At 62.7% G+C, this 22,481-nt stretch carries 17 protein-coding genes; 10 read left to right on the top strand and 7 right to left on the bottom strand.

Features of this window, described 5'->3' with window-relative positions:
* Positions 1–120: 120 nt before the first annotated feature.
* The 3 genes from VMP31_RS07375 to VMP31_RS07365 all read left to right on the top strand — a co-directional run bounded on the left by VMP31_RS07375 (position 121) and on the right by VMP31_RS07365 (position 3,549).
* Complete coding sequence (locus VMP31_RS07375) at positions 121–516, top strand: YkgJ family cysteine cluster protein (RefSeq protein ID WP_325505585.1); 396 nt, start codon at positions 121–123, stop codon at positions 514–516.
* Between the two features lie 215 nt (positions 517–731).
* Entirely contained in the window at positions 732–2,057 is a 1,326-nt protein-coding gene (locus VMP31_RS07370) for a DUF3422 domain-containing protein (RefSeq protein ID WP_325505583.1), read from the top strand.
* Between the two features lie 85 nt (positions 2,058–2,142).
* On the top strand, positions 2,143–3,549 hold the full coding sequence (locus VMP31_RS07365) for an FAD-binding oxidoreductase (RefSeq protein WP_325505581.1): 1,407 nt from the start codon (positions 2,143–2,145) through the stop codon (positions 3,547–3,549).
* A gap of 37 nt (positions 3,550–3,586) precedes the next feature.
* On the opposite strand, the gene VMP31_RS07360 is transcribed toward VMP31_RS07365, so the two are convergent.
* From VMP31_RS07360 to thiI, 3 genes are all read right to left on the bottom strand, one after another.
* Entirely contained in the window at positions 3,587–7,765 is a 4,179-nt protein-coding gene (locus VMP31_RS07360) for an autotransporter outer membrane beta-barrel domain-containing protein (RefSeq protein ID WP_325505579.1), read from the bottom strand.
* 314 nt (positions 7,766–8,079) lie between these two features.
* Complete coding sequence (gene typA / locus VMP31_RS07355; protein WP_325505577.1) at positions 8,080–9,900, bottom strand: translational GTPase TypA; 1,821 nt, start codon at positions 9,898–9,900, stop codon at positions 8,080–8,082.
* Between the two features lie 161 nt (positions 9,901–10,061).
* On the bottom strand, positions 10,062–11,516 hold the full coding sequence (thiI, locus tag VMP31_RS07350; RefSeq protein ID WP_325505575.1) for a tRNA uracil 4-sulfurtransferase ThiI: 1,455 nt from the start codon (positions 11,514–11,516) through the stop codon (positions 10,062–10,064).
* Between the two features lie 329 nt (positions 11,517–11,845).
* Between thiI and glnA the strand changes: the two genes are divergently transcribed.
* From glnA to ntrC, 5 genes are all read left to right on the top strand, one after another.
* Positions 11,846–13,252: a glutamate--ammonia ligase gene (glnA, locus tag VMP31_RS07345; RefSeq protein WP_325505574.1), complete on the top strand. Its 1,407-nt coding sequence runs from the start codon at positions 11,846–11,848 to the stop codon at positions 13,250–13,252.
* Positions 13,253–13,439: 187 nt separating this feature from the next.
* A complete protein-coding gene (locus tag VMP31_RS07340; protein WP_325505572.1) occupies positions 13,440–14,000 on the top strand; it encodes a DUF4124 domain-containing protein in 561 nt (186 codons plus the stop codon).
* Positions 14,001–14,002: 2 nt separating this feature from the next.
* Positions 14,003–14,623 (top strand): DUF4124 domain-containing protein, encoded by a 621-nt coding sequence (locus tag VMP31_RS07335; protein WP_325505570.1) that lies wholly within the window; start codon positions 14,003–14,005, stop codon positions 14,621–14,623.
* Positions 14,624–14,881: 258 nt separating this feature from the next.
* Positions 14,882–15,970 carry a nitrogen regulation protein NR(II) gene (gene glnL / locus VMP31_RS07330; RefSeq protein ID WP_414705434.1) on the top strand — a complete coding sequence of 363 codons (1,089 nt, stop codon included), beginning with the start codon at positions 14,882–14,884 and terminating at the stop codon, positions 15,968–15,970.
* Positions 15,967–17,397, top strand: coding sequence for a nitrogen regulation protein NR(I) (gene ntrC, locus VMP31_RS07325; protein WP_325505569.1), 1,431 nt, complete (start codon positions 15,967–15,969; stop codon positions 17,395–17,397). The genes glnL and ntrC overlap by 4 nt, the downstream gene beginning before the upstream one ends.
* A gap of 653 nt (positions 17,398–18,050) precedes the next feature.
* On the opposite strand, the gene VMP31_RS07320 is transcribed toward ntrC, so the two are convergent.
* Positions 18,051–18,482 (bottom strand): hypothetical protein, encoded by a 432-nt coding sequence (locus VMP31_RS07320; RefSeq protein WP_325505568.1) that lies wholly within the window; start codon positions 18,480–18,482, stop codon positions 18,051–18,053.
* On the opposite strand from VMP31_RS07320, the gene trmL reads away from it, so the two are divergent.
* Complete coding sequence (gene trmL, locus VMP31_RS07315; protein WP_325505567.1) at positions 18,481–18,942, top strand: tRNA (uridine(34)/cytosine(34)/5-carboxymethylaminomethyluridine(34)-2'-O)-methyltransferase TrmL; 462 nt, start codon at positions 18,481–18,483, stop codon at positions 18,940–18,942. The genes VMP31_RS07320 and trmL overlap by 2 nt on opposite strands.
* Before the next feature lie 548 nt (positions 18,943–19,490).
* Here the strand turns inward: trmL and secB are convergent.
* Genes secB through VMP31_RS07300 form a run of 3 tightly spaced genes read right to left on the bottom strand, consistent with a single transcriptional unit; the run spans position 19,491 to position 20,688 of the window.
* Entirely contained in the window at positions 19,491–19,982 is a 492-nt protein-coding gene (gene secB / locus VMP31_RS07310) for a protein-export chaperone SecB (protein WP_325505565.1), read from the bottom strand.
* A 36-nt stretch (positions 19,983–20,018) separates the two neighbouring features.
* Positions 20,019–20,273, bottom strand: coding sequence for a glutaredoxin 3 (gene grxC / locus VMP31_RS07305; RefSeq protein WP_325505563.1), 255 nt, complete (start codon positions 20,271–20,273; stop codon positions 20,019–20,021).
* A 1-nt stretch (position 20,274) separates the two neighbouring features.
* Positions 20,275–20,688 (bottom strand): rhodanese-like domain-containing protein, encoded by a 414-nt coding sequence (locus VMP31_RS07300; protein WP_325505561.1) that lies wholly within the window; start codon positions 20,686–20,688, stop codon positions 20,275–20,277.
* A gap of 147 nt (positions 20,689–20,835) precedes the next feature.
* Here VMP31_RS07300 and gpmI point away from each other — a divergent pair, with 147 nt between their 5' ends.
* Entirely contained in the window at positions 20,836–22,371 is a 1,536-nt protein-coding gene (gene gpmI / locus VMP31_RS07295; protein WP_325505559.1) for a 2,3-bisphosphoglycerate-independent phosphoglycerate mutase, read from the top strand.
* Positions 22,372–22,481: the final 110 nt, after the last annotated feature.

The raw sequence follows: 22,481 nt of genomic DNA, 5'->3' as shown, positions 1-22,481 counted from the left end.
ATAGATAGCAGCCACCCCACGCCCGCCGCACAGAATATGACCAGCCGGCAGATAGTCATTCACAAATGCGCCAGGCTCGCTATCATCGCCCGCCGCCTAACCGACGCACGCCTGCCCCCGATGAAAAACAACCTGATCGCCGCCGCCGAACTCGACCGCCTGGACACCTGGGCCAAATACACCGCCGATATGTGCCACAGCTGCATGTCCAGCTGCTGCACCCTGCCGGTGGAGGTGCGCCTGAACGACCTGATCCGCATCGGCGTGGTGGACGAATTCGAGCGCAGCGAGCCGGCCAAGAACATTGCCAAGCGGCTGCAGAAGGACGGTCTGGTGGAGCGCTTCCACCAGAAGTCGGGGATATTCACCCTGACCCGCATGAGCAACAACGACTGCTATTACCTGGACCGCAAGACCCGCCTGTGCACCATCTACGACAAGCGCCCGGACACCTGCCGCAACCACCCCAAGATCGGGCCTCGGCCAGGCTATTGCGCCTACAAACCAAAGGTCTGATTAGGGCCTGCTGCGCGTCGGCGATACTGCGTTAAAAACAGCCTCGGAATGCTCATTTACAGGCGTAAACTCCGCTTCCTCGACTGTTTTTGCCTTGTCTCGCTCTAGCTCGCGAGCCCTACAACACAACTGCCTCGCGGCAATGCGACACATACAAGACCGACGCAACTCTCGCTAGACTGGCCGGCCAGGCCAGCCGCACAAGATAGCCGCGCATGAATTCGCCCCAATTGCATACGCCCCGCAGCCAGCATGGCCTGCGCTTCCACCCGGAGCGCGAGGCCCTGTTCAACGAGTTGCACACCCGACCCTTTCCGGTCCTGTCGACGCCTTCGCGTCTGGCGCAACTGGTGCTGCTGCCCGACACCCAGCAGGCGGATGCCGAATACCAGCACCTGCTGCGCCTGTGCGAACGCCATGCCGTGCTGCCGCCGGCGGCGCACTCCTCCTGCTATTACCAGGACTTCGGCGGCTTCGAACTGCGCTGGGAACGCCATACCGAATTCTCCACCTACACCCTGGTCAGCAAGCAGGTGCAAGGTGAGCCGTTCAGCCAGGATGCCCTGGCCCTGCTGCCGGAACACTGGCTGCAGCAGCTGCCCGGGCAACTGCTCAGCTACAACCACCTGGAAATCATCGCCGCTCCGGAGGTGCAGCCGAGCCCGGACGAGATGCGTGCGCACTTCGAAGGCCAGCGCCTGATCAGCTCCAGCGTCAGCGACGGCCAGGCGCGCCTGTGGAGCGCCTACCGCATCCACAGCGATGGCAGCGGCCGCCTGCTGATCCACAACCGCGGCCTCAATCCCTGCCAGAGCGGGCGCCTGGTGCGCACCCTGCTGGAGATGGAAACCTACCGCATGATGCTGCTTCTGGCCCTGCCCCAGGCCAAGGCCATCGCCCCGCAGATCAAGGAAATGGAGCAGCAACTGGCCGCTGCCATCCAGCAGATCAACCAGATTGGCGACCTCGGCGACGAACGCCGCCTGCTCGGCGAGCTGGGCAGCCTGGCGGCCCGGGTCGAGCAGCTGATCGCCGCGCACAACTTCCGCTTCTCCGCCAGCCGCGCCTATTACGAGTTGATCATCAATCGCCTGGGCGAGTTGCGCGAACAGGAATGTCCCGGCCTGCAGACCTTCAGCGAATTCCTCCAGCGCCGCCTGACCCCGGCCTGGCGCACCAGCGAGGCCGCCGAACAGGACCTCGACGACTTGGCGCGGCGCATCGACAGGGCCAGCGAGCTGCTGCGCACCCGTATCGACCTGACCATCGAAACCCAGAACCAGCAGCTGATGCAGGCCATGGACAAGCGCAGCCACCTGCAACTGCGCCTGCAACAGACGGTGGAAGGCCTGTCGGTGGCCGCCATCAGCTATTACCTGGTGGGCCTGTGCAAATACCTGGCGGAATCGGCCAAGGCTCTCGGCCTGATCGAAAGCAGCGCCCTGGCCACCGGCATTGCCGTGCCGCTGTGCGTGACCGCAGTGTGGCTGGGCATGCGCCGGCTCAAGCGCAGCCTGCATCTGCCCGTCACCCAGGACTAAAGCCTGCGGGGATTGAGCGGCTCCGCGCCATCGGGCACTCTGCGCAACCAGCGGCCGACGCCGCCGCCCCTGCCGGAGAGAAACCATGAGCCCATGGCGCAGTCTTAGCCTGTGGATGGACCAGCTGGACGAACCGCTGACCGCCCGCCCCGCGCTGAGCGAAGACCTGCACGCCGATGTGGCGATTATCGGCGCGGGCTACACAGGCCTGTGGACCGCCTATTACCTCAAGCGCCAGGCCCCGCAGCTGCGCATCGTTATCCTCGAAGGCGAGATTGCAGGCTTCGGTGCCTCCGGGCGCAATGGCGGCTGGCTGATGGGCAACCTGCTGGGCGAGGATCGCCTGCTTGCCGACCTGCCCAGCGCCGCACGCCAGAGCGCCTATACGCTGCTGCACGGGATTCCCGATGAAGTCGCCAGCGTGCTGGCCCACGAAGGCATCGCCTGCGATTACCGCAAGGGCGGCGTGCTGTATTGCGCCGCGCGCTACCCCGAGCAGCTGACCAGCCTGCAACAGCATCTGGCCGAGCTGCGCGCCCTGGGGCTGGGCGAGGACGCTTACCGCTGGCTAAGCGCCGACGAACTGAGCCAGCAACTCAGGCTGGCCAATGCCTACGGGGCGATCCACGCCAGCCACTGCGCCACCCTGCAGCCGGCCAAACTGGTGCGCGGCCTGGCCCGTTGCGTGGCGGCCATGGGCGTCGAACTCTATGAGCAGAGCCGGGTGATCGACTGGAAGCCCGGCCAGGTGCGCACCGCCAGCGGCAGCGTGCGGGCCGACTGGATAGTCCCGGCCGTGGAAGGCTACGCCGCCAGCCTGCCGCCCCTGGGCAACCATCAATTACCGGTGCAGAGCCTGCTGGTGGCCACCGAACCGCTGCCCGCCGAGGTCTGGGCCGATATCGGCCTGGAACGCGGCCAGGCCTTTAGCGAGAACAGCCGCCAGGTCACCTACGGCCAGCGCAGCGCCGACAACCGCCTGGTGTTCGGTGCCCGCGGCGGCTACCGCTTCGGCGGCCAGCTGCGTACCGACTTCAACCTCAGCGAAGACGAACGCGGCCTGCGCCGCTACCTGTTCGGCGAACTCTTTCCGCAGCTCAAGGACGTGCGCATCACTCACGCCTGGGGCGGCAACCTGGGCATGGCCCGGCGCTTTCGCCCGCATATGCTGGTGGACCGCAAAAACGGCATCGCCCTGTCCGGCGGTTACGGCGGCGAAGGGGTGGGTGCCAGCAACCTCGGCGGGCGCACCCTGGCCGACCTGATCCTCGGCCGCTCCAGCGAACTGACCGGCCAGCCCTGGGTGCTCGATGGCCAGGCGATCAGCCGGCTGCCGCGCTGGGAGCCGGAACCGCTGCGCTGGCTTGGCTACAACGCCATCATCCGCAGCTTCGCCCATGAGGACCGGGTACTGGCCAACCCCCATAGCGCGCCCTGGCGGCGCAAGCTGGCCGGGCGCCTGGCCGATCTGCTGCAGGGGCTTATGGGCTAACAATCTGCCTCAGATCTGCCACGCACCGGGTTTGTTGCTACATACGCCAGCGCACACTGACCGAGAACGCGTTGCCCTCGCTGCCGAAACCGCTCATACCCTTGTAGCGGACATCCAGGCCCACGCCTGGAGCCAGGACGTAATCGGCATGCAGATCCAGTAGCAGGCTGCTGCTCGGCAAGCGGGTGCCCTGCACCCTGAACGTCTGCCCCTCAGCGAGGCTCAGCTCCATCTCGGGCCGCAAGTCGCCCTGCAACTGGCGCCAGGCGAGCGAGCCATTGACGATCAGCTCACGCTCAAGCAACCGATACTTCTGCTGCCCGCGCATCCCCATGGTCGAACTGAGCAGCTGGTTGACCTGGCTGGCCGCCGAAAGCGCGGCGCTGCCACCGCTTTCGCGGAAGCCCTCGCTGCGCTGGTCGATGCTCACCACACGGGCGAATGGCTCGAAGTAGCCCTGCTCGCTTTCCAGCGTGCGAAAGGACAGCTCACTGAAGCCCTGAGCAATGCCGACGTTATAGCTGCTGGCCAGACGCTCCAGGCCATCGACCAAGTCGACGCTGCGCTGACCATCCATCTGGTGCTGGCTGTAGGTGGCCCCCGCGGAGAACTTCAGCTTGCCGCCGGGCAGAGGCAGTTGGTTACCCAGATAGGCGGCGGAGCGATAGGTGTCGGTAACAGCCTTGGAATCGCGGGAGCTCACGCCCAGCTGCTGGTCGCCATAGCCCAAGGCAATACCCATGCGCCAACCGCCGAAAATCGGCCAATCGGTGCCCATCAGCAAGCCATCGTGATCCAGTATCACCAAACCGGCATTGCCGTCATCGCTGCTGCGCTGATGACCGGTCTGCACCTGCACCCAGAACGGCAGAGCTTGGTCCGGCGAACTGAGATTATTGTGCAGGTTATCCAGTGGCATCCAAGGCACACCCAGATCGTCCAGCAGCAAGGCCGAAACGAAACTGGCATGGGCATCGCCGGACAGGCTTTCATAGGCAGCGGGCACCTGGCTGGTGCTCAGGTTGATCAGGGTACGAAACACCTCGTCGTTTAGCGGCAGGCTGCTCGTCGAGCTGGCAAAAGCGCGCTGATTGGGCGTCAGGGCCAGGTCGGCGAAGGTGATGTCATTGCGCAGCAGGGTGAGAAATACCTCGTTGCTGCTGTAGCTCAGGCTGGGATCGAGAAAGGCCAGGTTGCTGGTGACCGCATCGAACTGACTGATCAGCGGGCTGCCGCTACTCAGGATGCTGTAGGTCGTGCCCAGGCCATACTCGCCGCTGCTGGCCAGCACTTCGACGGTGCCCGCCAGGCTCGCCTGGCCACTGACGATGATATTGTCGGTGTTGCCGGCGGCATCCACCTCCACCTGGTAGATCGAGGCGCTGTCAAAACTCAGATCACCGATGACAAACAGGGTACCGATGGAGTTGCCCGGGGCCAGTATGCCGCCAGCATCCACCGTGACATCGCCGACGCTGCCACCACCACCCAGGGTCGCGCCACTGCCCACCAGTACCGACGACAGCAGCGAGCCATTGACCAGCAAGGTGCCACCACTGACCGTAGTGGTGTCGCTGTAGGTGCTGTCACCCGTGAGATTGAGGATGCCGACCCCGCTCTTGGTCAGGCCACCGCTACCGCTGATGCTGCCCGCATAGCTGCCATCGCTGGCCAGATCCAGGGTCAACTGAGCGCTGCCCAGACTCAAAGCACCGCTACCGCTGAGGGCAGACATGCTCAGATCGAAATCATTTAGGTCCAGGCTGCCGCCATTCAGGGTATAGGCCGTATTGCTGACCAACCCGCCGGCCACGCCTTGGCGCAGAATACCGGCGTCTACCACAGTGCCGCCGCTGTATGTGTTGACCCCGCTCAGAATCAGGGTACCGGTGCCCTGCTTGGTCAGGCCGCCTGTGCCGCTCAGGCTACCGGCGAAGGTCGTAGCGCCGGCCTGGTTCAGAGTTAACTGCGCGCTGCCCAGGCTTAGGGTGCCGCCAGTGCCGGCCAGGGAGGACATGCTCAGATCGAAACCGTTCAGATCCAAGGTGCCGCCGTTCAGGGTAAAAGCCGTGCCGCTGACCAACCCGCCGGCCACACCCTGACGCAGAATGCCGGCGTCCACTACGGTGCCGCCGCTGTAGCTGTTGACCCCGCTCAGAACCAGGGTGCCGGTGCCCTGCTTGGTCAGGCCGCCGGTGCCGCTCAGGCTGCCGGCAAAAGTCGTAGAGCCGGCCTGGTTCAGAGTTAACTGCGCGCTGCCCAGGCTTAGGGTGCCGCCAGTGCCGGCCAAGGAAGCCATGCTCAGATCGAAATCATTTAGGTCCAGGCTGCCGCCATTCAGGGTATAGGCCGTATTGCTGACCAACCCGCCAGCCACACCCTGGCGCAGGATGCCGGCGTCTACCACAGCGCCGCCGCTGTATGTGTTGACCCCGCTCAGAATCAGGGTACCGGTGCCCTGCTTGGTCAGGCCGCCGGTGCCGCTCAGGCTACCGGCAAAAGTCGTAGCGCCGGCCTGGTTCAGAGTTAACTGCGCGCTGCCCAGGCTTAGGGTGCCGCCAGTGCCGGCCAGGGAAGCCATGCTCAGGTCAAAGCCGTTTAGATCCAGGGTGCCGCCGTTCAGGGTATAGGCCGTATTGCTGACCAACCCGCCGGCCACGCCTTGGCGCAGAATGCCGGCGTCTACCACAGTGCCGCCGCTGTATGTGTTGACCCCGCTTAGGGCCAGGGTACCGGCACCCTGCTTGGTCAGGCCGCCTGTGCCGCTCAGGCTGCCGGCGAAGGTCGTAGCGCCGGCCTGATCCAGGGTCAGCTGGGCGCTGCCCAGGCTTAGGGTGCCGCCAGTGCCGGCCAGGGAAGCCATGCTCAGGTCAAAGCCGTTCAGATCCAGGGTGCCGCCGTTCAGGGTATAGGCCGTATTGCTGACCAGCCCACCAGCCACGCCCTGGCGCAGAATGCCGGCGTCCACTACGGTGCCGCCGCTGTAGCTATTGATCCCGCTCAGAATCAGGGTGCCGGCGCCCTGTTTAGTCAGACCGCCGCTGCCGTTCAGACTGCCGGCAAAAGTCGTAGCGCCGGCCTGATCCAGGGTCAGCTGGGCACTGCCCAGGCTTAGGGTGCCGCCAGTGCCGGCTAGGGAGGCCATGCTCAGGTCAAAGCCGTTTAGATCCAGGGTGCCGCCGTTCAGGGTATAGGCCGTATTGCTGACCAACCCGCCGGCCACACCCTGGCGCAGGATGCCGGCCTCGACCACAGTGCCGCCGCTGTAGCTGTTGGCCGCGTCCAACAGCAGCAGGCCAGCCCCAAGCTTGCTCAATGCGCCGGTACCGCTGAGCGCAGACGACAGGGTCACGTCGTTGCCGTTGGTATCGAAAAGACCGCCGGCGTCACCCAGGGCACTTAAACGGCCGGAAATATCGGTCGTGGTGCCCGTCGCCCATTGCAGGCCGCCCCCATTGAGGGTGATGGCCCCATCACCAAAACTGCCCGCGCTATTGAAGTTGATTAGCCCACCTTCAATGCTAATCGCGGCATTGAAAACATCGCTGCTGTCGCCGCTCAGGGTCAGGATGCCGGTGCCCACTTTGGTCAGGGCAGCACCCGTACCATCGCTGAACTGCCCAGACATTTCGGTGGAAAGATTGTTGGAGCCGACGCTCAGCAGCACCGAGCCCAAAAAGAAGTTGCCGCTACCCTCGATGGAGCCCACCGATAGGCGGTTATCGCCATTCGGCCCGGTGCTGCCGGAGAAGTCCACAAAACCGCTGTCGTTGGCTATCAGCCGGGCATTGCCCCCCGTGCTGTTGCCGTTGAACTCGGTACTGCCGCCATCCTCGGTCAGGATGGTCGCGTCGCTGGCGCTGCTGCTGCCATAGAACTCGGTGCTGCCATCCAACTCGTTGACCAGGGTGGCGCTGCCTGCGCTGCTCTGATCGTAAAACTCGGTGGTGGCATCGTCGATATTGACGATATTGGCATTCGCCGCCGTGCTCTGATCGTTGAAGATCACGGTGCCTGTGTTGTTATCAACAGTGGCAGTGCCGGCGTCGCTTTGGTCATTGAAGGTGAGGGTGTCATTTTCGTTGTCGATGCTCGCATTGCCCGCCGACTCCGAATTATTGAAGTCCAGCGCCTGGCTACTGGCGGTGAGCAACGCTACGCCAAGCCCTGCGAAAAATCCCACCCAGCGCCGCCCACCAACATGGCAACCATTCATCTCGCGCACCTCAGCGTTATGACGCACCGATGCCGGTTATCCGGCATCGTGCCACCCGCCTGAGCCAACGCCGGCGCTGATAGCTTGCGCAGCCCCACGCACCGCCAAACTCAAGCACCCTCCAGCCCCGCTCAGCGCCCGGAACGGCAACGCTCAGGCTGACTGAAGCCTAGACCCTGGGTGGCAAGATGCCATAGCGCCTCGAAGGACAAGGCTCGGCAATGCCCAGATAACTCCCCCCAGGACTGTCCAGCCACAAAAAAGCCCCCGCAGGCTCGCGCCGGCGGGGGCTTTTTAGTTAGCTAGAACTGGGATCAGTTCTTGGCTTTCTTGGCAGCGCGGGTGCGCTCGCCTTCGTCGAGGATCTTCTTACGCAGACGGATCGATTTGGGCGTAACTTCGCACAGCTCGTCGTCCTGGATGAATTCCAGGGCCTGCTCCAGGGTGAATTTCACCGGTGGAACCAGGGCGATGGTTTCGTCCTTGCCGGAAGCGCGCATGTTGTCGAGCTTCTTGCCTTTGGTTGGGTTAACGCCCATGTCGTTGTCACGGCTGTTCAGACCAACGATCTGACCGTTGTAGATCTCTTGACCGTGTTCAACGAACAGCTTGCCACGCGCCTGCAGGGTTTCCAGGGAGTAGGTCAGCGCCTTGCCGGTTTCTACCGATACCAGAACACCGTTCTGACGGCCGGACATGTCGCCGGACTTCATGGTGTCGTAGCGATCGAAGATCGAGGTCAGGATGCCAGCACCGTTGGTCAGGGTCAGGAACTGGTTACGGAAACCGATCAGACCACGAGCAGGGATGTTGTATTCCAGACGCACACGGCCTTTGCCATCCGGCACCATGTTGGTCAGGTCGCCTTTACGCAGGCCCATCTCTTCCATGACCTTGCCCTGGGATTCTTCCGGGGTGTCGATGGTGACGTTTTCGAAGGGTTCCTGCTTCACGCCGTTGACCGTACGGATGATTACTTCCGGACGACCCACACCCATTTCGAAGCCTTCGCGACGCATGGTTTCGATCAGTACCGAGAGGTGCAGCTCGCCACGGCCCGACACTTTGAAACGGTCGGCCGAGTCGCCCTCTTCAACACGCAGGGCCACGTTGTACAGCAGCTCTTTGTCCAGACGCTCTTTGATGTTGCGGCTGGTAACGAACTTGCCTTCTTTACCGCAGAACGGCGAATCGTTGACCTGGAAGGTCATGGATACGGTCGGCTCGTCGACGGTCAGCGGCTTCATCGCTTCAACACAGTTGATGTCGCACAGGGTGTCGGAGATGAACAGCGAGTCCATACCGCTGACGCAAACGATGTCACCAGCGGTGGCTTCTTCAACGTCGATGCGGTGCAGGCCGTGGTGACCCATCAGCTTGAGGATACGACCGTTGCGCTTCTTGCCGTCGGCGTCGATGGCGATCACCGGGGTGTTCGGCTTGACGCGACCACGGGCGATACGGCCAACGCCGATAATGCCGAGGAAGCTGTTGTAGTCCAGTGCCGAGATCTGCATCTGGAACGGGCCTTCGATATCAACCTTGGGCGACGGCACGTTGTCGACAATCGACTGATACAGCGGGGTCATGTCTTCGGCCATCTCGGTGTGGTCCAGACCGGCAATGCCGTTCAGGGCCGAGGCGTAGACGACTTTGAAGTCCAGCTGCTCTTCGGTGGCACCGAGGTTGTCGAACAGGTCGAAGATCTGGTCCAGAACCCAGTCCGGACGCGCGCCAGGACGGTCGACCTTGTTGATCACCACGATCGGACGCAGGCCGGCTTCGAAGGCCTTCTTGGTCACGAAGCGGGTTTGCGGCATCGGGCCGTCTTGGGCGTCGACCAGCAGCAGTACGGAGTCAACCATCGACATCACGCGCTCAACTTCACCGCCGAAGTCGGCGTGGCCGGGGGTGTCGACGATGTTGATGTGGTAGCCGTTCCAGTTGATCGCGGTGTTCTTCGCGAGAATGGTAATGCCGCGCTCTTTTTCCTGGTCGTTGCTGTCCATCACGCGCTCGTCGTTGAGCTCGCCGCGCTCAAGGGTGCCGGACTGACGCAGGAGTTTGTCTACCAGGGTGGTCTTACCATGGTCAACGTGGGCAATGATGGCGATGTTGCGTAGATTTTCGATCACTTGTGTATCTCGATCAGAGGATTCGGTGTGCCGCTTATTCTAGGCGGCGAGTATTAACTAATTGCGATTTCTGCCAGGCGGCGTACGAGCGCTGTGGCTGTTACGCCGCCTGTGGGTCGGGAGGGCGATGGCGAATGCTTCCGCCATTCAACCCGGGCGTCTTATGCCGGACGATAAACGCGCACATTGGCATGCCCCTCGCTGAGCAGATGGTGGGCATGCAAACGGCTCATCACGCCTTTATCGCAATACAGCAGGTATTGGCGATTGGCATCCAGCTCTTTGAAGCGGCTGTTCAGGGCATAGAACGGCAGCGTTTGCACTTCGATACCGGGCAGCTCGAGTGGCTGCTCTTCGGCGTTATCCGGGTGACGGATGTCGATGATGACATGACTGGCCAGGGCTTCGCTGACTTCCTCGACCTTGACGTCCTTGCCCAGCTCGTCGATCACCTTGTCGATTGGCAGCAGGGTCGCACGCTCCAGGGCGCGCTCGAGGATCGCCATATCGAACTGGCGCTCCTCGTATTCGATGCGGTCCTTCTTCGCCCGGGTGGTCGGGTTCACCGAGATCACGCCGCAATACTCGGGCATATGCTTGGCAAACTCGGCGGTGCCGATCTGGTTGGCGGTGTTGATGATGTCCTGCTTGTGGCTGGCGATCAGTGGGCGCAGCACCAGCATATCGGTGGCCGAGTCGATCACCGAGAGGTTGGGCAGAGTCTGGCTGGACACCTGGGAAATCGCCTCGCCGGTGACCAGGGCATTGATCTGCAGCTGCTCGGCCATGCGCGTGGAGGCGCGCAGCATCATGCGCTTGAGGATCACGCCCATCTGGCTGTTGTCGACCTTGGCGAGAATCTCGCCGAGCACTTCCTCGAACGGCACGCTGATAAACAGCACGCGCTGGGAGCTGCCGAACTTCTGCCAGAGGTAATGCGCCACTTCCATCACGCCCAGCTCGTGGGCACGGCCGCCGAGGTTGAAGAAGCAGAAGTGGGTGACCAGACCGCGGCGCATCATCTGATAGGCCGCCACGGTGGAGTCGAAACCGCCGCTCATCAGCACCAGGGTCTGCTCCAGCGAGCCCAGCGGATAACCGCCCAGGCCTTCGTGCTGGTTATGAATAACGAACAGACGCTGGTCGCGGATTTCCATGCGCACTTCGACTTGCGGCTGCTTCAGGTCGATCCCGGCCGCGCCGCACTGCTGGCGCAACTGGCTGCCAACATAGCGCTCGATATCCATGGAACTGAAGGCGTGCTTGCCGGCGCGCTTGCAGCGCACGGCGAAGACCTTGCCCGGCAGCTGCTCGGCGAAGTGCAGCTTGCATTTTTCCAGTACATCGTCGAAATCGGCCAGGGGATATTCATCGACCTGGAGGAAATGGGTGATACCCGGCGTGCAGCGCAGGCGCTCAATCATCGCCTGCAGGGTCTTCGGCTCACTGACCTGGGTTTCGACTTCCAGGTTGTCCCACACGCCACTGACCAGCACCTGCGGATCGAGCTCACGCAAAACCGAACGAATGTTCTTCGCCAGCTGCCGGATAAAGTGCTTACGCACCGGCCGACTTTTAATGGTGATTTCCGGGAAGACTTTAACGATCAGTTTCATGAAAACAGTGAGTGCCGAGGCCGCGAAAAAACAGGGGCGCGGATTATAGCGGAAATTGCTCAAGCTTTGATCAAAAACCTGCAACACTTAATTTTCCGCACCATTTAAGAGCGCAAGGCAAATATGGCGCACCATGACAGTGCAAATATTTTCTTTCTGCACAGTTGCAGCCCCCGCCAACCCTGAGTTTCAGGGCGTGCACCCATTCCTGTGCACTGGCATGCAATTTGCTCCCTTGTGAGGCAGGTTGCCCTGGAGGACTATGCCGCCGGGCTGCACCGTACTATTGAGGGCTCACCATTCCGAGCCTTGGCCATCTGGAGGACAGCATGTCGAAGTCGATTCAACTGATTAAAGAACACGACGTGAAGTGGGTTGACCTGCGCTTCACCGACACCAAGGGCAAACAGCACCACGTGACCATGCCGGCACGCGACGCCCTGGACGACGAATTCTTCGAGCACGGCAAAATGTTTGACGGCTCCTCCATTCATGGTTGGAAAGGCATCGAAGCCTCCGACATGATCCTGATGCCGGTTGACGACACTGCCGTTCTCGACCCGTTCACCGAAGAGCCGACCCTGATTCTGGTCTGCGACATCGTTGAGCCGAGCACCATGCAGGGCTACGACCGCGACCCGCGCTCGATCGCCAAGCGCGCTGAAGAGTTCCTGAAAACTACCGGCATCGGCGACACCGTATTCGTCGGCCCGGAGCCTGAGTTCTTTATCTTCGACGAAGTGAAGTTCAAGTCCGACATCTCCGGCTCCATGTTCAAGATCTACTCCGAACAGGGTTCCTGGATGACCGACCAGGACGTCGAAGGCGGCAACAAGGGCCACCGCCCAGCCGTCAAAGGCGGTTACTTCCCGGTTCCGCCATGCGACCACGACCACGAAATCCGTACTGCCATGTGTAATGCCATGGAAGAAATGGGCCTGGTCATCGAAGTTCACCACCACGAAGTGGCGACTGCCGGCCAGAACGAAATCGGTGTGAAGTTCAACACCCTGGTCGCCAAGGCTGACGAAGTTCAGACCCTGAAGTACTGCGTACACAACGTGGCCGACGCCTACGGCAAAACCGCGACCTTTATGCCTAAGCCACTGTACGGCGACAACGGCTCGGGTATGCACGTACACCTGTCCATCAGCAAAGATGGCAAGAACACCTTCGCTGGCGAAGGCTATGCCGGCCTGTCCGATACCGCCCTGTACTTCATCGGCGGCATCATCAAGCACGGTAAAGCACTGAACGGCTTCACCAACCCGTCGACCAACTCCTACAAGCGTCTGGTCCCAGGTTTCGAAGCGCCAGTGATGCTGGCCTACTCGGCACGTAACCGTTCGGCTTCGATCCGTATCCCGTACGTTTCCAGCCCGAAAGCCCGCCGCATCGAAGCGCGCTTCCCGGATCCGGCTGCCAACCCTTACCTGGCCTTCGCTGCTCTGCTGATGGCTGGCCTGGACGGCATCCAGAACAAGATCCACCCTGGCGATGCGGCCGACAAGAACCTGTACGACCTGCCACCGGAAGAAGGCAAGCTGATCCCGCAGGTATGCGGCAGCCTGAAAGAAGCCCTGGAAGAGCTGGACAAGGGCCGCGCGTTCCTGACCAAGGGCGGCGTGTTCTCCGACGACTTTATCGATGCCTACATCGAGCTGAAGTCCGAAGAAGAAATCAAAGTACGCACCTTCGTACACCCGCTGGAATACGACCTGTACTACAGCGTCTAATCCCGCACGCAACACAAGAGGCCACCTTCGGGTGGCCTTTTTGCGTTTTGCCGCCCCACCTCCGGCGATCCGAGACGACCTTTTATCCCGGCCTTTGCTGCACTGGCGCACGCCCGGCCATCAGCACCCTTGCCAGCGCGCGCAGCCGGTGCAAGTCTTAGCACACCCCCACCAGGAGAGTTCGGCCATGCGCCCTCTGCTCATCTGCCTGTTACTCGGCCTGGCCCTGCCGGCCAGCGCGCAGATCTACAAATACACCGACGCCAAGGGTAATACCGTGTTCACCGATCAGCCGCCGGAAGGCCAGGCTGCGGAGAGCGTGCAACTGCCACAGACCAACAGCGTAAATATGCAGGTGCCCAGCCTGCCGCCGGCCGACAGCAGCGCCAGCGAGGCCGCAGCAGCGCCCTATAGCCTGCTGCAGGTGACCGGCCTGCCCAGCGACGACGCCATGCGCGCCAACAACGGCACCTTCAGTGTCAGCATCCAGATCGAACCGCGCCTGGCCGCCGGCCACCGCCTGCGCCTGCTGCTCGACGGCCAGCCCTATGGCCAGGCGAGCAATGTCCCAATGCTGCAGCTGACCAATGTCGACCGCGGCGAGCACAGCCTGGCCGTGGAGGTACTTAGCGGCGAGCAGTCGATCCAGCAGAGCGAGCCGGTCGAGTTCACCGTGCAACGGGTCAACACCAGCAGCCCGGCCCTGCGCCCACCACCACCGCCAGCCAAACCCAAGGCGACCCCCTGACCATGCGCGCACTGCTGCTCTGCTGCCTGCTGCTGCTCGGCCTGCCCGCCGTGGCTCAGGTCTACACCTATATAGATGCCGAGGGTAATCGGGTCTTTACCGACAAACCCAAGTCGGGCGACGCCCAGCGTATCGAACTGAACCCGGGTAACTCGATGCCGGCGCTCGTCACGCCCCCAGCACCCAGCGCCCCGGCCAGCGATACGCAACCGGCCCAGCGCTATCAGGTGCTACGAATTCTGGTACCGCAGCCGGATGCCACCGTGCGCGACAATGCCGGCAACCTGATTGTCAGTGTCAGCAGCGAACCGGCACTGTTTCCCGGGCACAGCTATCGCCTGCTGCTGGACGGCAACGAAGTGGGCCAGGCCGGACGCAGCCCGGTCTTCCCCCTGGAGAATATCGACCGCGGCACTCATCAACTGGCGGTGGAAATCATCGACCAGCAGGGCCGCATCATCGAACGCACCCCCAGCCAGCCCTTCCACCTGCTGCGCATTTCCCTGGCGCAGAAGCGCATGGTCAATCCGTGCAAGAAAGACGACTACGGCGTACGCCCGGAATGCCCACTCAAGGACAAGCCGCCGGAAAAGAAAGATATTCCGCTGATTCCCTTTATCTGAGTTGCGCCATCGCGCCGCAACGCCGATAGCCTTGAAGCAGCAAGCACGCACCAATACAGTGCAGCAAGGTCAGGCTATTTCTATACTGTCCCTGTTTTGGGTCGCGCACGGCGACCCTACTGCGCCGAAAAGCAGCCATAAGCCGAGGCATAGCGCTTAAACACGCTTCTTTTCGGGGCTTTGGTTTGCTTCTTGCATTTTCCCGCAGCATTGGCCGCCGCTTTGCGGCCCGCAGCGAAACGTCGGCAGACCTTACCTATGATCATCAACGACGCATTGCACCGCCTGTTACTCGACAACCTGACCACCGCTACCCTGCTGCTTAACGCCGAATTGCGCCTTGAGTACATGAACCCGGCGGCGGAAATGCTCCTGGCCGTCAGCGGCCAGCGCAGCCATGGGCAATTTATCAGCGAACTCTTTACCGAATCGGCCGAAGCCTTGAACTCGCTGCGCCAGGCCGTCGACCATGCCCACCCCTTCAACAAGCGCGAAGCCGTGCTGACTTCGGTCAGCGGCCAGACCCTGACGGTCGACTATGCGGTGACCCCGCTGTTCAACAAGGGCGAGACCCTGCTGCTGCTGGAAGTTCACCCGCGCGACCGCCTGCTGCGTATCACCAAGGAAGAGGCGCAACTGTCCAAGCAGGAAACCACCAAGCTGCTGGTGCGCGGCCTGGCCCACGAGATCAAGAACCCCCTGGGCGGCATTCGCGGCGCGGCGCAGCTGCTGGCCCGCGAGCTGCCCGAGGAAAGCCTCAAGGATTACACCAACGTGATCATCGAGGAGGCCGACCGCCTGCGTAACCTGGTCGACCGTATGCTCGGCTCGAACAAACTGCCGTCCCTGGCGATGACCAACGTGCACGAAGTACTGGAGCGCGTCGGCAGCCTGGTGGAGGCAGAAAGTCAGGGTGCCATCACCCTGGTGCGCGACTACGACCCGAGCATCCCCGACGTACTGATCGACCGCGAGCAGATGATCCAGGCCGTGCTCAATATCGTGCGCAACGCCATGCAGGCCATTGCCGCGCAGAAGCACGACCTGGGCCTGGGGCGCATCACCCTGCGCACCCGCGCCCTGCGCCAGTTCACCATCGGCCATATCCGCCATCGCCTTGTCACCAAGATCGAGATCATCGACAACGGCCCGGGCATCCCTGCCGATCTGCAGGAAACCATCTTCTATCCCATGGTCAGCGGGCGTGCCGACGGCACCGGCTTGGGCCTGGCGATCACCCAGAACATCATTAGTCAGCATCAAGGTCTGATCGAGTGCGAGAGCCATCCCGGCCATACCGTGTTCTCGATCTTCCTGCCGCTGGAACAAGGAGTAATTCCGTCATGAGTCGCAGTGAAACCGTCTGGATAGTCGATGACGACCGTTCCATCCGCTGGGTACTGGAAAAAGCCCTGCAGCAGGAAGGCATGACCACGCAAAGCTTCGACAGCGCCGACGGCGTACTCAGCCGCCTGGTGCGCCAGCAGCCGGACGTGATCATCTCGGATATCCGCATGCCCGGCTCCAGCGGCCTGGAACTGCTGGCGCGAATCCGCGAACTGCACCCGCGCCTGCCGGTGATCATCATGACCGCCCATTCCGACCTCGACAGTGCGGTGGCCAGCTACCAGGGCGGTGCCTTCGAGTACCTGCCCAAGCCCTTCGATGTCGATGAAGCGGTGTCCCTGGTCAAGCGCGCCAATCAGCACGCCCAGGAACAACAAGGCCTGAGCGTACCCGTCGAGCAGCCACGCACCCCGGAAATCATCGGCGAAGCGCCGGCCATGCAGGAGGTGTTCCGCGCCATCGGCCGCCTCAGCCACTCCAATATCACCGTGCTGATCAACGGCGAGTCCGGCACCGGCAAGGAACTGGTGGCCCACGCCCTGCACCGCCACAGCCCGCGCGCGGCCTCGCCGTTTATCGCCCTGAATATGGCGGCGATTCCGAAAGACCTGATGGAGTCCGAGCTGTTCGGCCACGAGAAAGGTGCCTTTACCGGCGCGGCCAACCTGCGTCGCGGGCGCTTCGAGCAGGCCGACGGTGGCACCCTGTTTCTCGACGAAATCGGCGATATGCCGGCCGACACCCAGACCCGCCTGCTGCGCGTGCTGGCTGACGGCGAGTTCTACCGGGTTGGCGGGCATACCCCGGTCAAGGTCGATGTGCGCATCATCGCGGCGACCCACCAGAACCTGGAAACCCTGGTGCAGGCCGGCAAGTTCCGCGAGGACCTGTTCCACCGCCTCAACGTGATCCGCATCCATATCCCGCGCCTGGCCGACCGCCGCGAGGACATCCCCACCCTGGCCCGCCACTTCCTCAGCCGCGCCGCCCTGGAACTGGCGGTCGAGCCCAAGCTGCTGAAAGGCGAGACTGAGGACTACCTGCGCAACCTGCCCTGGCCGGGCAACGTGCGCCAGCTGGAGAACACCTGCCGCTGGATCACCGTGATGGCCTCCGGGCGCGAAGTGCATGTCGACGACCTGCCGCCGGAGCTGCTTAGCCAGCCCCAGGACAGCGCCCCGATCAGCAACTGGGAACAGGCCCTGCGCCACTGGGCCGACCAGGCCCTGGGCCGCGGCCAGTCGAATCTGCTCGACAGCGCCGTGCCGGCCTTCGAGCGGATCATGATCGAGACCGCCCTCAAACACACCGCCGGCCGCCGCCGCGACGCCGCCGTGCTGCTGGGCTGGGGCCGCAACACCCTGACCCGCAAGATCAAGGAACTGGGCATGAATATCGGCGGCGACGATGAGGAAGGCGACGACTAAGCCGCGCCTAACCGTTAGATAAACCCGCGCCGCCGGGCTGTCGCATAGCTCCCATGCCTATGCGCCAGTCTGCGGCGGCACCGCCTCGCAGGCCTGGCCCAACCCAACGCAATGCGTAGACCCTATGCTCGGACGCAAGTCTCGCAGAACGTAGGAGCGGCCCATGGCCGCGAATAGGGCATGCCCGGCAAAGTCATCGCGGGCATGGCCCGCTCCTACAGGTACCTACAAGCCGAAAGACGCAATGGCCCCCAGTTTGCTGCGCGACAGCGCGGCGTCTGGACGACGGGGCGTTTCCTACGAATCCCCTGAGCCCCCCGGATAAGCCCCGGCGCAATCCGGAAAAGACCCAGCGCCCGAAGCAGCGCGACGCGCCGGCACATATAGCCGATCCGCCACCCTACCCGCCCCGGACTGCGCCGCGCTTGCCCGAGCTACAGCTCAAGGAATTTGCGCCGAGACAATGCACCATCTGCGCACGCTGCACCGCCAAGGTTCACCCGGCGACGCCTCGCAAAGTTCGTAAAAATGGCTGGAGCCCAGGATTTTCAAGCCCTGCAGGCATCGTAATAAAACTGGCACACAGTCTGCATAGACTCTAGTAATCCCAGTTTCGGGGACCTTGGTACAGGCAGGCCGGGGATTCCCCTCTTTTATTCTTGCTCCAGGCTGACCGTCAGCCGCCAGCGCCCGTCCACCTCCTCAGCGCGCCATTCGCCGCGCAGTGGACGGGCCGCCACCACACGCAACAGCAGATCCTTCCTTTCCCGCTGCAAACGCCAATTGGCCAGCCGCCCCTGCAACTGCAGCTGGCCTTGCTGTTCCCGGCCAAAACTCTGCAGACGCAGGTTGAATACCCCCGCAGCATGCTCTTCGCGAGGCACAGGTTCGACGTTGAACCACAGCTCAAGCGCCCCCTCACGTACCTCCACCTGTTTGAGCCAGAGCGGCTCAGGCTGAAACATCCGACCGAACATCAGGCCGAGTAACAGACCGAACAGTGCCAGGGAGGCGATCACGCGCGCCCACGGACGTGGCCGCGGGTCTGTAGAATGCTGCTGGCCTTCACACTCGGAGCCGCGCATGTTTCACGTGATCCTCTTTCAACCGGAAATTCCACCGAATACCGGCAACATTATCAGGCTCTGCGCCAACAGCGGCTGCCACCTGCACCTGATCGAGCCCCTGGGCTTCGAACTGGACGACAAGCGCCTGCGCCGCGCCGGCCTCGATTACCACGAGTACGCCACCCTGCAGCGCCATGCCGACCTGCCCAGCTGCCTGGAAAGCCTCGGCCAGCCGCGGGTCTTTGCCTTTACCACCAAGGGCTCGCAACCCTTCCACCAGGTCAGCTACCAGCCCGGCGACGCCTTTCTGTTCGGCCCGGAAAGCCGCGGCCTGCCCCAGGAGATCCGCGACAGCCTGCCCGTCGAACAGCGTCTGCGCCTGCCCATGCGCGAGGGCTGCCGCAGCCTCAACCTGTCCAACACCGTCGCCGTGGCGGTCTATGAGGCCTGGCGTCAGCAGGGCTTTGCCGAGGCGTAGGGTGGGTTAGGCGCAAAGCCACGGATTATCTGCTGCCACATAGACCCGTTGCGCCGTAACCCACCAGTTGAGACAGACTGGCTACCCCTCCAATAAAAATGGTGCAGCAACGGCCCGCAGGGTGCCCGCCAGGGATGGCAGGCAATAAAACGACACGTACCCACCAGTTGTTGCGCTAGGTGCTTTGGTAGGAGCGGGCTTGCCCGCGAGCGTTTATCCGAGACTCCGCGCAGATAGGTAAAACAAAGGCTCGCGGCCAAGGCCTCTCTCATCAGACAACCCGTACATCATTGATTTTATGGGTTATGGCGTTTTCTGTAGGAGCGGGCCATGCCCGCGAAATCCATCGCGGCCATGGGCCGCTCCTACAGGTGCCTACAAGCCGATAGACGCGAATACCTCCAGATTGCTGAGCGACTGCGCGGCGTCTGGACGACGGGGGACCTCCTACCGGCGTGATTGGCTCAGGCTGTCACTCCGGCCAAACATGCCTGAGGCACAGCCACAAAAAACGCCCCGTAGGGCGTTTTTATCCAGCAGCGCTTAGCTTAGTGAGCTGTGGCAGCCTCACCCGCCTGAGCCTGCTGAATACGCTGCAGCTCTTGCGCATAGAGTGCGTCGAAGTTCACCGGTGCCAGCATCAGCGCCGGGAAGGAGCCACGCACCACCAAGCTGTCGAGGGTTTCGCGAGCGTAGGGGAAGAGGATATTCGGGCAGAACGCGCCCAGGGTGTGGCTCATGGAGGCGGCGTCCAGACCCTTGATCAGGAAGATGCCGGCCTGCTGCACTTCGGCGATAAAGGCGGTTTCTTCACCGTTCTTAACGGTTACCGAGAGGGTCAGCACCACTTCGTGGAAGTCGCCATCGAGGGTCTTCTGCCGAGTGTTGAGGTCCATGGCCACGCTCGGCGTCCACTCCTGACGGAAGATTTCCGGGCTCTTCGGCGCTTCGAAGGACAGATCGCGCACGTAGATACGTTGCAGGGAGAACTGTGGGTTCTGTTCGCCCTGAGCGGCGCCGTTGCTAGCTTGTTCAGTCATGGCAAAGCCTTCTTGTTTATCGTTTTGGATATTGGATTAAGCCTGCAGCAGCGCGTCGAGCTTGCCGGCGCGCTCCAGGGCATAAAGATCGTCGCAGCCGCCCACATGGGTGGTGCCGATCCAGATCTGCGGCACCGAGGTTTGCCGCGCCTTGCGGGTCATCTCGGCACGCACGTCAGGCTGGCCATCGACCTTGATCTCGTCGAAAGCCACCCCCTTGTTCGCCAGCAATTGCTTGGCGCGGATGCAGTAGGGGCACCAGTCGCTGGAATAAATCACTACAGCCGGCATATCACTTCACCAGCGGCAGGTTGTCGCCACGCCAGCTGGCAATCCCGCCCGACAGCTTGGCCGCACTGTAACCGGCCTTTTTCAGGTCGCGGCTGACCGCGCCGGCATGCTGGCCCATGGCATCGACCACGATCAGGGTCTTGGCCTTGTGCTTCTCCAGCTCGGCGATACGGCTGGCGACTTTTTCATAGGGAATGTGCAGTGCACCGACGATATGTCCGGCGGAGTAATCCTTCTGCCCACGCACGTCGAGTACCAGGCCCTGTTCGCTGTTGATCAGCGCGGTCAGCTCGCGGCAACTCAGGCTCTGACCACCTTTGCGGGCTTCGGTGAAGGCCAGCAGTGCAAGCAGGCTGACGAACATTGCGCTCAGAACGTAGTGGGTCGTGACAAATTCAATCAGGTTGGCAAGCATTGCGCGGTTCCGGGACGGTAAAATGTGGGCCAGTATACACAGCCCCACAGGTCGGCCAAACCCCCGCCCGGCAGTGACGCCCACAGCGCTTGGCCGTAAAATGCCCGGCCTTGTTTCCCGCCCATCGACCCAGAGCGAACCAGTTTTATGAGCGCAACGCCCAAACCCCTGGTACTGATCATCCTCGATGGCTTCGGCCATAGCGACAACCCTGAAGCCAACGCCATCATGGCCGCCAACACGCCGGTCTACGATCATTTGCGCGCGACCCGTCCCCACGGCCTGATCTCCGGCAGCGGTATGGATGTGGGCCTGCCAGACGGGCAGATGGGCAACTCCGAGGTCGGCCATATGAACCTCGGGGCCGGCCGCGTGGTGTATCAGGACTTCACCCGGGTGACCAAGGCCATCCGCGATGGTGAGTTCTTCGACAACCCGGCCATCACCAGCGCGGTGGATAAGGCAGTAACTGCCGGCAAGGCCGTGCATATCCTCGGCCTGCTTTCCGATGGCGGCGTGCACAGCCACCAGGACCACCTGGTAGCCATGGCCGAACTGGCCGCCCGGCGCGGTGCGGAGAAGATCTACCTGCATGCCTTCCTCGACGGCCGCGACACCCCGCCGCGCAGCGCGCAGAGCGCCATCGAACTGCTCGACGCCGCCTTCGCCAAGCTCGGCAAGGGCCGCATCGCCAGCCTGATCGGCCGCTACTTCGCCATGGACCGCGACAACCGCTGGGACCGCGTCGAGCAGGCCTACCACCTGATCGTCGAAGGCCAGAGCCAATTCAACGCCAGCACTGCCGTGGCAGGCCTGCAGGCCGCCTACGCCCGTGACGAGAGCGACGAGTTCGTCAAGGCCACCGGCATTGGCGCACCGGTCAAGGTCGAAGACGGCGACGCCGTGGTCTTTATGAACTTCCGCGCCGACCGTGCCCGCGAGCTGACCCGCTGCTTCGTCGAGCCCGGCTTCAAGGAATTTGCGCGCGCGCGGGTGCCGCAACTGGCCGACTTCGTCATGCTCACCCAGTACGCCGCCAGCATCCCCACCCCCAGCGCCTACAAGCCGGAAGCCCTGACCAATGTGCTGGGCGAATACCTGGCGAACAACGGCAAGACCCAGCTGCGCATCGCCGAGACCGAGAAATACGCCCACGTCACCTTCTTCTTCTCCGGCGGCCGCGAAGATCCGTTCGAGGGCGAAGAACGCATCCTGATCCCCTCGCCGAACGTCGCCACCTACGACCTGCAGCCCGAAATGAGCGCGCCGGAAGTCACCGACCGGATCGTCGACGCCATCGAAAACCAGCGCTATGACGTGATAGTGGTCAACTACGCCAACGGCGATATGGTCGGCCATACCGGCGTATTCGCCGCGGCGGTGAAAGCCGTCGAGTGCCTGGACAGCTGCGTCGGACGGATCGTCGAGGCCCTGGACAAGGTCGGCGGCGAAGCCCTGATCACCGCCGACCACGGCAACGTCGAGCAGATGGAAGACGACAGCACCGGCCAGGCCCACACCGCCCACACCTGCGAGCCGGTGCCGTTTATCTATGTCGGCAAGCGCCACGCCCGCATCCGCGACGGCGGTGTACTGGCCGACGTGGCTCCGACCCTGCTGACCCTGATGGGCCTGCCAATCCCGCCACAGATGACCGGCACCAGCATTATCGAGCTGGACTAAAGGCGACAAGATTGTTGCCGCTACCCAGCGAATAGCCTGGAGCAATTGGAGCAGCGTGGAGTTTCCCCGGATTGCATCCGGGCTACGGGAGCTGGGTAGGGTGGAAGACG

The organism is Pseudomonas sp. (assembly GCF_035512415.1).
GTDB lineage: Bacteria > Pseudomonadota > Gammaproteobacteria > Pseudomonadales > Pseudomonadaceae > Aquipseudomonas.
The sequence above is the reverse complement of the archived record's forward strand: the minus strand, read 5'-3'. Positions and strand labels throughout refer to the sequence as shown.

Excerpts from the sequence above, each read along its gene's own strand:
- VMP31_RS07375 (WP_325505585.1), top strand. The coding sequence starts at position 121 with ATGAAAAACAACCTGATCGCCGCCGCCGAACTCGACCGCCTGGACACC.
- VMP31_RS07370 (WP_325505583.1), top strand. The coding sequence starts at position 732 with ATGAATTCGCCCCAATTGCATACGCCCCGCAGCCAGCATGGCCTGCGC.
- VMP31_RS07365 (WP_325505581.1), top strand. The coding sequence starts at position 2,143 with ATGAGCCCATGGCGCAGTCTTAGCCTGTGGATGGACCAGCTGGACGAA.
- VMP31_RS07360 (WP_325505579.1), bottom strand. The coding sequence starts at position 7,765 with ATGAATGGTTGCCATGTTGGTGGGCGGCGCTGGGTGGGATTTTTCGCA.
- thiI (WP_325505575.1), bottom strand. The coding sequence starts at position 11,516 with ATGAAACTGATCGTTAAAGTCTTCCCGGAAATCACCATTAAAAGTCGG.
- glnA (WP_325505574.1), top strand. The coding sequence starts at position 11,846 with ATGTCGAAGTCGATTCAACTGATTAAAGAACACGACGTGAAGTGGGTT.
- VMP31_RS07340 (WP_325505572.1), top strand. The coding sequence starts at position 13,440 with ATGCGCCCTCTGCTCATCTGCCTGTTACTCGGCCTGGCCCTGCCGGCC.
- VMP31_RS07335 (WP_325505570.1), top strand. The coding sequence starts at position 14,003 with ATGCGCGCACTGCTGCTCTGCTGCCTGCTGCTGCTCGGCCTGCCCGCC.
- glnL (WP_414705434.1), top strand. The coding sequence starts at position 14,882 with ATGATCATCAACGACGCATTGCACCGCCTGTTACTCGACAACCTGACC.
- ntrC (WP_325505569.1), top strand. The coding sequence starts at position 15,967 with ATGAGTCGCAGTGAAACCGTCTGGATAGTCGATGACGACCGTTCCATC.
- trmL (WP_325505567.1), top strand. The coding sequence starts at position 18,481 with ATGTTTCACGTGATCCTCTTTCAACCGGAAATTCCACCGAATACCGGC.
- VMP31_RS07320 (WP_325505568.1), bottom strand. The coding sequence starts at position 18,482 with ATGCGCGGCTCCGAGTGTGAAGGCCAGCAGCATTCTACAGACCCGCGG.
- secB (WP_325505565.1), bottom strand. The coding sequence starts at position 19,982 with ATGACTGAACAAGCTAGCAACGGCGCCGCTCAGGGCGAACAGAACCCA.
- grxC (WP_325505563.1), bottom strand. The coding sequence starts at position 20,273 with ATGCCGGCTGTAGTGATTTATTCCAGCGACTGGTGCCCCTACTGCATC.
- VMP31_RS07300 (WP_325505561.1), bottom strand. The coding sequence starts at position 20,688 with ATGCTTGCCAACCTGATTGAATTTGTCACGACCCACTACGTTCTGAGC.
- gpmI (WP_325505559.1), top strand. The coding sequence starts at position 20,836 with ATGAGCGCAACGCCCAAACCCCTGGTACTGATCATCCTCGATGGCTTC.